This is a genomic window from Xanthomonas sp. LMG 12460, from assembly GCF_009192895.1.
In the GTDB taxonomy this organism is placed as follows: domain Bacteria; phylum Pseudomonadota; class Gammaproteobacteria; order Xanthomonadales; family Xanthomonadaceae; genus Xanthomonas_A; species Xanthomonas_A sontii.
The window spans coordinates 1-13,546 of sequence record NZ_NKUH01000143.1; the positions used below are offsets into that span (position 1 = coordinate 1).

Here is a 13,546-nt window from a genome sequence, read left to right on the forward strand (position 1 = left end):
CTCCCGACGGGAGAGGGGCTATTAGCTGTCTCAGCCTCTGCAAATCCCCAATCCCGAATCCCCAATCCCGGCCCCCAGGCATGTGCCACAAGCTGGGCACCGCGATGCTGGACTTGCCCGGCCCCAGACGCTAGCGTGCAAAGCGTTTTTGTCGTTTCAGGGGTAACCATGAACAACGCTGCCGCGCCGCGCCAGCTCACGTTCCGTGCCGTGGTGCTGGCGATCGTGCTGGCCGTGGTGCTGTCCGCCGCCAATGCCTACCTCGGTCTGTTCGCCGGCCTGACCATCGCCACCGCGATTCCGGCGGCGGTGGTGTCGATGGGGGTGCTGCGCCTGCTCGGCGGCGGCTCCATCCTCGAGAACAACATCGTGCAGACCGGCGCCTCGGCCGGTTCCTCGATCGCGGCGGGGGTGATCTTCACCATCCCGGCGCTGGTGATCATGGGCTACTGGCCGGACTTCAAGTACTGGTGGGTGCTCGGCATCGCCGGCATGGGCGGCCTGCTCGGGGTGCTGTTCTCGGTGCCGCTGCGGCGCTCGATGATCGTCGAGGATCCGCTGCCGTTCCCGGAGGGCAAGGCCGCCGCGGAAGTGCTCAAGGCCGGTGAGAATCCCGGGCCGGGGCTGAAGATCTTGGGCCTGTCGGCGGCGATCGGCGGGCTGGTCAAGCTCGGCGCGGCCAGCGGCCTGAAGGTGATTCCGGATACCTGGGCGCAGGCCGCGTACATCGGCAGCAGTAAGATGGTCGGCTACGTCGGCACCAATCTGTCGCCGGCGTTGCTGGGCGTGGGCTACATCGTCGGGCTCAACGTCGGCATCGTGGTGCTGTCCGGCTCGATCCTGTCCTGGCATCTGGCCATCCCGCTGTACCAGCAGTTCTTCATGGGCTCCGACCCGGCGCTGGCGCAGAGCCTGGTCAATGCGCCGGCGGCCGAAGCGGCGTTCGGCATCTGGGCGGCCAAGGTGCGCTATCTGGGCGTGGGCGCGATGCTGATCGGCGGCGTGTGGACGCTGTTCTCGCTGCGCAAGTCGCTGCTGTCGGGCGTCAAGAGCGGCTTCGCCGCGGCGCGCAAGAGCACCGGCGGCGCCGCGGTGGCCGAGACCGATCGCGACCTGCCGATGAAGTGGATGCTGGTCGCGCTGCTGCTGTGCACGCTGCCGCTGCTGGGCCTGTACCAGGCCATCGTCGGCCAGTGGCACGTCAGCGTGCCGATGACCCTCATCATGATCGTCGCCGGTTTCCTGTTCGTCTCGGTGTCCGGCTACCTGGCCGGCCTGATCGGCTCGTCGAACAACCCGGTCTCCGGCATCACCATCTCCACCATCCTGTTCGCCTCGGCGGTGCTGGTGCTGCTGCTCGGGCGCGATTCGCCGATCGGCGCGGTCGCCGCGATCATGATCGGCGCAGTGGTGTGCTGCGCCGCGGCGGTCGGCGGCGACAACCTGCAGGATCTGAAGACCGGCTACCTGGTCGGCGCCACGCCATGGAAGCAGCAGTTGATGCTGGCCATCGGCGCATTCTCCTGTGCGCTGATCATGGCGCCGGTGCTGAACCTGCTCGCAGAGGCGTACGGGATCGGCAGCAAGACGCTTCCGGCCCCCCAGGCGGTGTTGATGGCCTCGGTAGCCAAGGGTCTGTTCGGTGGGACACTGCCGTGGACGATGATTGCGATCGGCGCCGGTGTCGGTGCGGCGATCATCGCGTTTGACGAATGGTTGAAGAAGACGGGCAAGCGCTTTCGCGTGCCGGTGCTCGCCGCGGCGATCGGCATCTACCTGCCGCTGGAGCTGATGGTGCCGATTTTCCTTGGTGGCCTGATCGCCCACTTGGTCGAGCGTTTCCACAAGATTCGCGCCGATGACGAGGAAGGGCGAGATCGCGTGCATCGTCCAGGCGTGTTGTTTTCAGCGGGTCTTATCACCGGCGAGGCGTTGATGGGCATCGGCATTGCGCTTCCGATCGTCATCACCAACAACAAGAACGTGCTGGCGCTTCCCGAGGCCTATCACCTCAACCAGTGGTACGGCCTGGCGCTGCTGGCCTTCGTCGGCTGGCTGCTGTACCGCACCGGCCGCAAGGGCGAAGCCGCGGCCGCGCCGCGCACGTAACCGGCGCAATCGCCTCCTGCAACGCAACATCCGAAGCCCGGCCCCGCGCCGGGCTTCGCTCCGGCCGGGCCCGCGCGCCGCACGTGCCGATCCCATCAGCTTCTCGCTGGCTGCTCCGCGCCGCGTGTGTCGCAAAGACCGAATCTTGCCCGGGCCGCGTGCGCCTCCCGCGGTCCGCCTCACCACCAAGGCCAGCTTCGGCACCGGCCTGCTGCACTTTGCCGTATCAGTGCCTCGCGGCCACTCCCGATCCACCACGCTCATCCGGCCGCGGTATGGCCACGGTCCGCTTGCTATCCGAAACCGGGTCAGTGCGGGTCTTCGTAATCACAGCCGAGCCAGCGCCTCGCTCTTGCCAATCCCCAATCCCGATTCTCCATTCCCGGCTCTTCCATGACTTCAGTCCTTTGCGCCACGCCCACCGCGGCCCCTACCATCGACGTTTTGCCGTGTTCCGGAGACGCCCGATGACCCTGCGCTACGCCTTGCTGCCCCTGGCCCTGCTGACCGCGCTGCCCGCGCTGGCCGCCACCCGCGGTTTCGAAGTTCGCGACATGGTCGCGCTGGACCGGGTGTCCTCGCCGCTGCTGACGCCCGACGGCGGCACGGTGATCTTCGCCAAGCGGCAGATGGACAAGGCGCTGGAGAAGTCCAGCACCAGCCTGTGGCTGCGCGACCTGCGCACCCGCGATGCGGCGCCGCCGAAGCGGCTGACCCCGGAAGGCTGGAACGTCAACTCGCCGGAACTGTCGGCCGACGGCAAGACCGTCTACTTCCTCAGCGCCAAGTCCGGCCGCCAGCAGCTGTATGCGCTGCCGCTGGCCGGCGGCGCGCCGCGCCAGCTCACCGATTTCGCGCTGGACGTGGACAGCTACCGCATCGCCCCGCAGGGCGACCGCGTGGCCTTCAGCGCCGGCGTGTTCCAGGACTGCGGCTCGGACCTGGCCTGCACGCAGAAGCGCCTGGACGCCAAGAAGCAGTCCAAGGCCACCGGCGTGGTGTTCGACCAGTTGTTCGTGCGCCACTGGGATACGTGGAACGACGGCCGCCGCAACAGCCTGTTCGTCGCGCCGCTGCCGGCCGGCGCCAAGGCCAAGCCGGTCGCCGGCGCCTCGGCGGTCAGCGTGACCCTGGCCGGCGACATCCCCTCCAAGCCGTTCGGCGGCAGCGAGGACTACACCTGGGCGCCGGACGGGCAGTCGCTGGTCGCCAGCGTGCGCGTGGCCGGCCGCGAAGAACCGTGGTCGACCAACTTCGACCTGTACCGGCTGGACGCCGCCGGCAAGGCCGCGCCGGTCAACCTGACCGCGTCCAACCCGGCCTGGGACGCCGGCCCGGTGTTCTCCGCCGACGGCAAGACCCTGTTCTACCGTGCGATGAAGCGCCCCGGCTTCGAGGCCGACCGCTTCGGCCTGATGGCCATGGACGTGGCCAGCGGCAAGACCCGTGAGATCGCCCCGCAGTGGGATCGCTCGGCTGGCGAGCTCGTGCTCTCGGCCGACGGCAAGACCATCTATACCACCGCCGACGACATGGGCCAGCACCCGCTGTTCGCGGTCGACGTGGCCGATGGCAAGGTCCGCACCGTGGCCGCCGACGGCAGCGTCGGCTCACCGGTCCTGGCCGGCACCACCCTGGCCTTCACCCGCAACAGCCTCAAGAGCGGCGACCAGATCGTGGTCGCCGACGCCGATGGCCAGCAGCCGCGCGCCATCACCCCCAGCGCCGGCGAACTGCTGCCGGACGTGAAGTTCGGCGACTACGAGCAGTTCTCGTTCAAGGGCTGGAACAACGACACCGTGCACGGCTATGTGGTCAAGCCGTACAACTACCAGGAAGGCAAGACCTATCCGGTGGCGTTCCTGATCCACGGCGGCCCGCAGGGCAGCTTCGGCAACGGCTGGAGCTATCGCTGGAACCCGCAGACCTATGCGGGGCAGGGCTACGCGGTGGTGATGATCGACTTCCACGGTTCCACCGGCTACGGCCAGGCCTTCACCGATGCGATCAGCCAGCACTGGGGCGACCGCCCGCTGGAAGACCTGCAGAAGGGCTGGGACGCGGCGCAGAAGCAGTACGGCTTCCTCAATGGCGACAAGGCCTGTGCGCTCGGCGCCAGCTACGGCGGCTACATGGTCTACTGGATGGCCGGCAACTGGAACAAGCCTTGGAAGTGCCTGGTCGACCACGACGGCGTGTTCGACAACCGCATGATGGGCTACGCCACCGAGGAGCTGTGGTTCAGCGAGTGGGAGAACGGCGGCACGCCGTGGCAGAACCCGGCCGGCTACGAAAAGTTCAACCCGATCCTGCACGTGGACAAGTGGAAGGTGCCGATGCTGGTGATCCATGGCCAGCAGGATTTCCGCATCCCGATGGAGCAGGGCCTGGCCGCGTTCGGCGCGCTGCAGCGCAAGGGCATCGAGTCCAAGTTCCTGTACTTCCCGGACGAGAACCATTGGGTGCTGAAGCCGCAGAACAGCATCCTCTGGCACGACACGGTCAACGGCTGGCTGAAGCAGCATATCGGGCAGTGAGGGGACCTGGGGCCTGGGTTTCCCGGGCCCCTTCTGGGAATACGGCCCAGGTCCCGGGATTCGGGATTTTCCCGCGATCCCGGTAATCCGATGGCCCTTGTGGGAGGGGCTTCAGCCCCGACACCTTACCAATGAAGCGTCGGGGCTGAAGCCCCTCCCACAAAAACAACAGGCGCTTGCAGCGCATCGCTCCTGCGAATACACCCGCGGCCTGTTGCTCTCTTTCGATCGTTGTTGACACCTCCAAACCTCCAACCGCGGCGCACGAATCCCGAATCCCCACTCCCGAATCCCCGCCCTAAAGCCCGATGCCCTCGACGCCCCTGATCACCAACGACATCGTCATCTTCGGCCTGATCGCCGCCACCCTGGGCGCGGTGTTCTGGACCGCGGCGCGGCCGTCGGGATTCTGGAAGCGCTTCTACGGCTTCGTGCCGGCGCTGTTGCTGTGCTATCTGATTCCGGGCATCTACAACACCGTCGGCCTGATCGACGGGCAACACAATTCGCTCTACAACCCGGTCGCGCGCGACGTGCTGCTGCCGGCGGCGCTCGTCCTGCTCACCCTCACCATCGATCTCAAGGGCATCCTGCGGCTGGGGCCGAAGCTGGTGGCGATGTACCTGGGCGCGTCCTTCAGCATCATGCTCGGCGCGGTGGTCGCGTTCCAGGTGATGAAGTGGCTGCATCCGGTGACCGTGGCCGGCGACACCTGGGCCGGCATGGCTGCGTTGGCCGGCAGTTGGATCGGCGGCGGCGCCAACATGCTGGCGATGCGTGAGGTGTTTCAGGTCGATGCCACCACCTTCGGCCAGTTCGCGGTGGTCGACGTCGGCGTCGGCTACGTGTGGATGGCGCTGCTGATCTTCTTTGCGCAACGTGCGCCGGCGATCGATGCGCGCACGGGCGCCGACACCCGCGGCATCGACGACCTCAAGCAGCGCATCGCCCACTTCCAGGCCCAGCACGAGCGCGTGGCCAGCCTCACCGACCTGATGCTGATCGTCGGCGTGGCCTTCGGCGCGGTCGGCCTGGCGCATGCGATCGCCACCCCGACCGCGGCGTGGTTCGACGCGAACGTGAGTTGGGCCAAGCAGTTCAGCCTCGGCTCGCCGTTCGTGTGGGTGGTGGTGCTGGCGACCACCTTCGGCCTGCTGCTCAGCTTCACCCGCGCGCGCACGCTCGAGGGCGCCGGCGCCTCGCGCATCGGCACGCTGCTGCTGTATTTCCTGATCGCCTGCATCGGCATGCAGATGGATCTGCTGGCGCTGTTCGACCGGCCCTGGATCTTCGCGCTCGGCCTGATCTGGCTCATCGTGCACGTCCTGCTGCTGCTGGCGCTGGGCAAGCTGCTGCGGGTGCCGTTCTTCTACTTCGCGATCGGCTCGCAGAGCAACGTCGGCGGCCCGGCCTCGGCGCCGGTGGTGGCGGCCGCGTTCCACCCGGCGCTGGCCCCGGTCGGCGTGTTGCTGGGCACGATGGGCTACGCCACCGGCACGTACCTGGCCTATCTGGTCGGGATCACCCTGCGCGCGATGGCCGGCGCTGGCTGAGTCGCGGCGGCGTGACCGCCGCAGCCTGTTCGCGTGCGGCAGCGCGATGTGGGGGCCGGCGCTGGGACTGCTGCCGTACATCGCGGGCGTGGATCTAGGGCGCTGCGTCCGGCGGCGTGCCTGCGAAACTGCTGGTCTGGGTGGTGGACACGACGCCAGGCGTCGGCGTGGACGCCTGCCGTTATGCAGTCGCAGGCGGCAACTACTGCATCGCCACGCTGCGCTGCCGTTCTTCCTGCTGCTGTGGAGGCGCCTGCAGGTTCTGCTGCTGCAACTGGCCGACGTTGGCCTGCGACGGCTCGTGGGCCGCGGCCGCGGTCTGGACCTGGCTGCGCAGGTGCGCCGGGTTCTCCGGTTGCCCCTGGACCGCGAACAGACGGTCGCCATCGCGGCTGGGCAGCACCTGGTCGATGCGCTGCAGGCCGTCCTGGCCGGCGCGCGCGGCGACGCTGGCGGCGGTGTTGAGGAAGGCTGCGTCGTCGTGCAGGCCGAGCCGGTCGCGCTGGCCGTCCAACTGCACCACCGCGTCGTTGAACAGGCGGCTGCCGGTCGACAGCGAACCGGATTGCCCCTGGCTCTGGACCTGACCCTGGCTCTGGTTCTGCGCCATGTCCTCGGCCTTCATCACCGAGTCGATGCCGTGCAGGTCCAGGCGATGCTTGAGCATCATCCCGGGGATCAGGCGCTGGCCGAACGACAGCGGGTCCGGTTCCGGCAGCTGGATCTGGTGGCCGGCGGCGTCGGGCATCAGGCCGCGGGTCAGCAGGTTGTCTTCCTGCAGGTAGGTCAGCAGTTCGTTCTTGACGTGATAGCCGCGGATCAGCCCGTCGGCGGCATAGGCCTTGGCCGCGTCGGCATCCAGCCCTTCGCGCTCGAGCGTCTTGTTGTTGACCCCGGCGGCGTTGAAGGTCACCGCCGGCACGTCGTTGACCATCGACGAGGCCGCGGCCAGGCCGCCGCCCAGCGAGTGCCCGGAGATCAGCAGGTTGTCGCCGAAGGCCTGCTTGGCCTGGCTGCCGAGCTGGATCGCCGAGGCGTACTGTGAGTCGGAAAAGCCCAGGCCCTGGCCGAGGTTGTGTTTCCAGTCCTTCAGTTCGTCGGTGCCGCAGAAGCCCAGCACCACGTTGCCCTGCGGGTTGCGGTAGAACGCGGCATCGAAGCCGCTCTTGGCGTCGTGCTGCAGGCTGGGATCGATGCCGGCGCGCTGCAGCGCGGCGTCGTCCATGCGCGACCAGCCATCGGGCAGCGCGGCGAAGGTCTCGGCGCCGCCGGCGCGGCGTTCGGCCGCGGTGTGGTAGAGGTCCTGCAACAGTGGCGGCAGTTGCCGGTCCACGGCCTGTGGCTGCTGGCCGCGGACGGCGTCGGAGAAGGAGGTGGACGGATCGGACGGGGAAAGCTCGTTCTGGTTCATGCGCGGCTCCGTGCGAATGTGGCGACCGACCGCGTCAGCGGCTCGCTTCCAACGGGATTGCGTGGGCGCTCAGCCAGGCGCGCACGTCGTTGCGGACCTGCTGCGCGTTGGCGTTGAGCAGCCGCTCGGGCGTGTTGAAGAAGTACGCCTGGAAGGTCTTGCCCTGGGCGTTGCGCAGGCTCGGATCGACCCCGGCCTGCAGCAGCTTCGGCACCCAGGGATTACCGGCGCTGCTCTGCGCGGCCAGGTGCAGCAACGAGTTGCCTGTGGCGTCGACCCGTTTCGGGTCGGCGCCGGCCTTGAGCAGAAGTTCGATCTGCGCGTCGCGCTTGCTCTGCACGGCGCGGAACAGCGGGGTCCAGTTCGCGCGCGCGCTCACCGGGTCGACCGGGGCGCCGTGCTGCAGCAGGATCTCCAGGTATTGCGGATCCTTGGCCATGGCGGCCATGTGCACCACGGTTTCCTGATCCATGCCCGGCAGCGACGGGTCGGCACCGGCGTCGAGCAGCGCCGCCAGCGCGCGCGGCTGTTCGTTCCAGATGGCCCATTCGAGCAGGGTGACGTTCTGGTCGCCGTGCGCGGACAGGTCCGTGCTGGGCGCCAGGGCGGCGATGCGGCCGACGTCGCCGCGCGCGATGGCGGCGGCGATGTCGGCGAGTGCGGGGTCGCGGAACGCGACAGAATGATCCTGCAGCGAGGCTGACATGGCGGAATGCTCCTTGGCGCCGGACTGTGCGGCGCAACTGACCGAGAAGAACAGCGAGGTCGCGAGTGCGATCAGGGCGGGGACGGGCGTACGCATGCAAGGCTCCTTTCCTGTTCGCGGTCCTGGGATGACGGCGCACGTCCTGGCGCCGTTGCCGATGCTAGCAGCGGATCGCAGTGGTGTTGTGCCAGTTTTGTGACGCGGTCTGCGAATCTCTGGTGGCGTCCCGCCAGGCGGTCCGTCGTTTAACCGGAAACAAACGCTTGGCGGCCGGGATATTGCCGAGATGCGATTGCTGCCGCGAGCGGGCAGGGCGGACAGGCAGCGCCGCAGGGGCATGCAGCGCGTGCGCATGGGATTGGCCGCGCTGCCGCGACTGCAGGCGCCGCACAGGCGAGGGACATGTGCGCAGCGGCATAATGGACGTTTTCCCAAAGGAGCGCGCGATGACGGCGACCCCCTTCGACCTGTTGATCAGCGATTGCGACGGCGTGCTCGTCGACAGCGAAGTGCTGGCCGACCGAGTGATGCTCGACGCGCTGGGCGCCTATGTGCCGCGGGCCGAACTGGAACGCTTTCTTGCGGGCAGCTTCGGCCTCACCGCACAGGAAATCGTGCAGCGCGTGCAACGGCAGTACGCGCTGGCGCTGCCGCCGGGCCTGTGCCAGGAGATCCGCACACGCTCGGAGGCGCTGATTGCCGCCGAGGTGCAGCCGATCGACGGCGTGCGCGAAGCCTTGCTGGCGTTGCCGCTGCCGCTGGCGGTCGCCTCCAACAGCATGCGCGAGAGCGTGGTCGCCTCGGTGGCGCGCGCCGGCCTGCATGAGCGTGTCGGCGAACGCATCTTCAGCGCCGACATGGTGGCGCGGCCCAAGCCCGCGCCGGACGTGTATCTGCTGGCGGCGCGCACGCTGGAGGTGGCGCCGGAACGCTGCCTGGTGATCGAGGACAGCGCCACCGGTGCCAGCGCCGCGCTGGCCGCGGGCATGACCGTGATCGGCTTTACCGGCGCCGCGCACATTCCCGCCGGGCACGCCGCGACCCTGCGCCAGCTCGGCGTGGCCGCGGTGATGGAACACATGCGCGAACTGCCGCAGACCTATGCGGAACTGGTGCGCGCCGCGGCGGCATGAAGAGCTGGGATTGGGGAATCGGGATTCGGGAATGGGAGCGGCGCCGCGAGTGCATGGCATCCGCGTGCTTCTCCGTAAAAGCGGCTTTAGCCGCGATGCCTTGTCGGTAATGCGTCGCGGCTGAAGCCGTTCCTACAACAGCCAAGCGGCGATGCTCATTGCAAGCATCGCCGCACTTTCATCACGATCACCGCCGCGTTCGCCGAATGCCTTCAGGCGCCCACCACCAATCCCCAATCCCGACTCCCCAATCCCCGCCTTTCAACAACAGCGAAACCCGCTCTTGCCGCCGTACCGCGCCTCCTGGCGCTCGCGGAAGAAGGTCTTGTAGTCCATCGGCTCGCGGTCCGGATGCTTTTCCAGCATGTGCCGCACGTAGTTGTCGTAGTCGGGAATGCCGCAGCACAGCCGCGCGGTCTGCACCAGGCGCCGCCATAGCCGGCGGTGCGCCTGGTACTGCCCGACCGGAACCAGGGCGCCGGCCATTACAGGTCCGCCATCTGGTGCGGCTGCAAGGCCACGTACGCGGTCTCGCGGTCGCTGCGTTGCGGGTTGCGGCGCGCGGCAAGAATGGTCTTGATCGCGTAGACCAGCACCGCGAACACCACGCACAGGAACAGCACGGTCAGCCCGGTGTTGACGTAGGCATTGGTGACGATCTGCTGCATCTGCGCCACCGACTTGGCCGGTGCGGTGATGGTGCCGCTGGCGATGGCGTCCTGGAACTTGTGCGCCTGCGCCATGAAGCCCTGCGACGGGTTGCGGTCGAAGATCTTGATCAGGCCGGCGTAGGTGGTGCAGATCAGCAGCCATACCGCCGGCACCGCGGTCACCCAGGCGTAGCGGTCGCGCTTCATCTTGAACAGCACCACCGTGCCCAGCATCAGCGCGATGCCGGCCAGCATCTGGTTGGAGATGCCGAACAGCGGCCACAGCGTCTGGATGCCGCCGAACGGATCGACCACGCCGGTGTACAGCAGGTAGCCCCACAGCGCCACGCAGCCGGCGGTACCGATGATGTTGGCGGTCCACGACTCGGTCTTCTTCAACGCCGGGATGAAGTTGCCGAGCAGGTCCTGCAGCATGAAGCGGCCGGCGCGGGTCCCGGCGTCCACCGCGGTGAGGATGAACAGCGCCTCGAACAGGATCGCGAAGTGGTACCAGAAGGCCATCATCGCATCGCTGCTGTTGGGGATGGCCTGATGCAGGATCTGCGCGATGCCCACCGCCAGCGTCGGCGCGCCGCCGGCGCGATGCAGGATGGTGGGTTCGCCGATCGCCGCCGCGGTGGCGGTCAGTTGCTCCGGGGTGATGGCGAAGCCCCAAGTGGTGCTGATGTGGTGCGCGGCGGCGGCGACGTCGGCGCCGATCACCGCCGCCGGGCTGTTCATCGCGAAGTACACGCCCGGGTCGATGATCGAGGCCGCCACCAGCGCCATCACCGCCACGAACGATTCCATCAGCATGCCGCCGTAGCCGATGTAGCGCATGTGCGACTCGTTGGCGAGCAGCTTGGGCGTGGTGCCCGAGGAGATCAGCGCATGGAAGCCGGAGACCGCGCCGCAGGCAATGGTGATGAACAGGAACGGGAACAGGCCGCCCTTCCACACCGGGCCGTCGCCGCTGGCGGCGAACTGCGTGAGCGCCGGCATCTTCAGCTCCGGCATCACCACCAGGATGCCGATCGCCAGGGCGATGATGGTGCCGATCTTGAGGAAGGTGGACAGGTAGTCGCGCGGCGCCAGCAGCAGCCACACCGGCAGCACCGAGGCGACGAAGCCGTAGCCGATCAGCATCCAGGTGATCTGTGTGCCGGTGAAGGTGAAGGCCGGGCCCCAGGTGGGATCGGCGGCGACCTTGCCGCCGAACCAGATCGCCGCCAGCAGCAGGATCAGCCCGACCACCGAGATCTCGCCGATCTTGCCGGGGCGGATGTAGCGCATGTACACGCCCATCAGGATCGCGATGGGCATGGTCGCGATCACCGTGAACATGCCCCAGGGGCTTTCCGCCAGCGCCTTGACCACCACCATCGCCAGCACCGCCAGGATGATGATCATGATCAGGAACGCGCCGAACAGGGCGATGGTGCCGGGCACCTGACCCATTTCCTCGCGGACCAGGTCGCCGAGCGAGCGGCCGTTGCGGCGGCTGGAGAGGAACAGCACCATGAAGTCCTGCACCGCGCCGGCCACCACCACGCCGACCACCAGCCACAGCAGGCCGGGCAGGTAGCCCATCTGCGCGGCCAGCACCGGCCCGACCAGCGGCCCGGCGCCGGCGATGGCGGCGAAGTGGTGGCCGAACAGCACGTGCTTGTTGGTCGGCACGTAGTCCAGGCCGTCGTTGTTGAGCACCGCCGGCGTGGCCCGGGTGGGGTCGAGCTGCATCACCTTGTCGGCGATGAACAGGCTGTAGAAGCGGTAGGCGATCAGGTAGATCGACACCGCGGCCACCACGATCCACAGCGCATTGATGTGTTCGCCGCGGCGCAGGGCGATGGTGCCGAGACAGAACGCCGCCAGGATGGCGAGTGCGGCCCAGGCCAGCTTGGAAAACCCTTTCATGCAGAACGCTCCCCCGGAGATTGCCGCAAGGGTCGCCCCGATGGCCTGGGGGGTCAATGGCGGGGAGGGCCGAGGGGCTAGTACTTTGGTCGTAGACAGTCCTTGTGACGAACGGCGTGGCGGGGACGGACGGCGCAGCGCGCGAGCCCCTCTCCCCCCGGGAGAGGGGGGGATGAGGGTACGGGTGCGAAGCCCTCGCGAAGCCAGCCTGCGCACGAGGCTACGCCCGTACCCTCATCCGCCCCTGCGGGGCACCTTCTCCCGGTGGGAGAAGGGAGAGGCGCGCGCCCCTCTCCCCCCGGGAGAGGGGTTGGGGTGAGGGTACGGGGGCGCAGCCCTCGCGAAGCCACCCTGCGCACGAGGCTGTGCCCGTACCCTCATCCGTCCCTGCGGGGCACCTTCTCCCGGGGGGAGAAGGGAAAGGCTCGCGCCCCTCTCCCTGCGGGAGAGGGGTTGGGGTGAGGGTACGGGGGCGAAGCCCTCGCGAAGCCACCCTGCGCACGAGACTGCGCCCGTACCCTCATCCGCCCCTGCGGGGCACCTTCTCCCGGGGGAGAAGGGAACCGGTCGCCGCACCCGATGGAACGATGGGTTGCGCCGGTCGCGGTGGCCGCGGTGGCGGCGGCACCCACAGTAGGGAGCTCATCAGGAGATCGTCCGCCATGACCGCTTCCACCACCGTCGCCCCCGCGCGCATCCTGCGTGCCATTCGCGGCCACGCCGCCGCCGACGGCGATGGGGTCAAGCTGACCCGCGTCATCGGCGGCGGTGCGCTGCCCGAACTGGATCCGTTCCTGCTGCTCGACGAGTTCGGCACCGACCGGGCCGAGGACTACATCGGGGGTTTCCCCAGCCATCCGCACCGTGGCTTCGAGACCGTCACCTACATGCTCGACGGGCGCATGCGGCACAAGGACAACCATGGCAACGAGGGCCTGCTGACCCCGGGCAGCGTGCAATGGATGACCGCCGGCCGCGGCCTGGTGCATTCGGAGATGCCGGAGCAGGAGCACGGGCGCATGCGCGGCTTCCAGCTGTGGGTGAACCTGCCGGCGCGCGAGAAGATGACCGCGCCGCGCTACCAGGAATTCGCGCCCGAGCGCATCCCGGTGGCGCAGCCGGCGCCGGGGGTGACGGTCAAGGTGATCGCCGGCCAGGTCGGCGAGGTGCACGGCCCGATCGCGCAGCCGGCCACCGATCCGCTGTATCTGGACATCGCGCTGGATGCCGGCACGCGCTGGGCGAGGGCGAGGCGGCGCGCGTGCTGCCGGCGCAGACGCTGGCGGTGCTCGGCGGCGGCGACCTGCTGCAGGTGCAGGCCGGGACGCAGGGCGCGCGGCTGATCCTGGTCGCCGGACGGCCGTTGCGCGAGCCGGTCGCGCGGCATGGGCCGTTCGTGATGAACACGCGCCAGGAACTGATGCAGGCCTTCGTGGATTTCCAGGAAGGGCGCTTCTGAGCGCGCGTTCGCGCCGCATGTGGTGCGAGGGTTTGTTTCCTCGTAGCAGCGGCTTCAGCCGCGACGGCGTT

8 protein-coding genes and 1 pseudogene are annotated in these 13,546 nt (G+C 68.4%); 5 read left to right on the forward strand and 4 right to left on the reverse strand.

Translation table 11 applies throughout. The annotated features are described in order from the left end of the window. Positions 1-168 precede the first annotated feature (168 nt). The 3 genes from CEK66_RS19915 to CEK66_RS19925 all read left to right on the forward strand — a co-directional run bounded on the left by CEK66_RS19915 (position 169) and on the right by CEK66_RS19925 (position 6,199). Positions 169-2,109, forward strand: coding sequence for an oligopeptide transporter, OPT family (locus CEK66_RS19915; protein ID WP_152238044.1), 1,941 nt, complete (start codon positions 169-171; stop codon positions 2,107-2,109). 467 nt (positions 2,110-2,576) lie between these two features. Then, positions 2,577-4,646: a S9 family peptidase gene (locus CEK66_RS19920; RefSeq protein ID WP_152238045.1), complete on the forward strand. Its 2,070-nt coding sequence runs from the start codon at positions 2,577-2,579 to the stop codon at positions 4,644-4,646. A 308-nt stretch (positions 4,647-4,954) separates the two neighbouring features. Continuing rightward, on the forward strand, positions 4,955-6,199 hold the full coding sequence (locus CEK66_RS19925) for a DUF819 family protein (RefSeq protein ID WP_152238046.1): 1,245 nt from the start codon (positions 4,955-4,957) through the stop codon (positions 6,197-6,199). Positions 6,200-6,401: 202 nt separating this feature from the next. Here the strand turns inward: CEK66_RS19925 and CEK66_RS19930 are convergent, their stop codons facing one another. Both CEK66_RS19930 and CEK66_RS19935 read right to left on the reverse strand, forming a co-directional pair. Then, a complete protein-coding gene (locus CEK66_RS19930) occupies positions 6,402-7,610 on the reverse strand; it encodes an XVIPCD domain-containing protein (protein WP_152238047.1) in 1,209 nt (402 codons plus the stop codon). A 34-nt stretch (positions 7,611-7,644) separates the two neighbouring features. After that, entirely contained in the window at positions 7,645-8,412 is a 768-nt protein-coding gene (locus CEK66_RS19935; RefSeq protein WP_017909374.1) for an ankyrin repeat domain-containing protein, read from the reverse strand. A gap of 350 nt (positions 8,413-8,762) precedes the next feature. Between CEK66_RS19935 and CEK66_RS19940 the strand changes: the two genes are divergently transcribed. Further along, positions 8,763-9,449, forward strand: a complete 687-nt coding sequence (locus tag CEK66_RS19940; protein ID WP_043095687.1) for an HAD-IA family hydrolase — start codon at positions 8,763-8,765, stop codon at positions 9,447-9,449. 261 nt (positions 9,450-9,710) lie between these two features. Here CEK66_RS19940 and CEK66_RS19945 read toward each other — a convergent pair whose 3' ends face one another. Together CEK66_RS19945 and CEK66_RS19950 are read right to left on the reverse strand one after the other, a co-directional pair. After that, entirely contained in the window at positions 9,711-9,935 is a 225-nt protein-coding gene (locus tag CEK66_RS19945) for a CstA-like transporter-associated (seleno)protein (protein ID WP_017909376.1), read from the reverse strand. Beyond that, entirely contained in the window at positions 9,935-12,016 is a 2,082-nt protein-coding gene (locus tag CEK66_RS19950) for a carbon starvation CstA family protein (protein ID WP_017917459.1), read from the reverse strand. The genes CEK66_RS19945 and CEK66_RS19950 overlap by 1 nt, the downstream gene beginning before the upstream one ends. 662 nt (positions 12,017-12,678) lie before the next feature. Between CEK66_RS19950 and CEK66_RS19955 the strand changes: the two are divergent. Continuing rightward, positions 12,679-13,475, forward strand: a pseudogene (locus CEK66_RS19955) (pirin family protein). Positions 13,476-13,546: the final 71 nt, after the last annotated feature.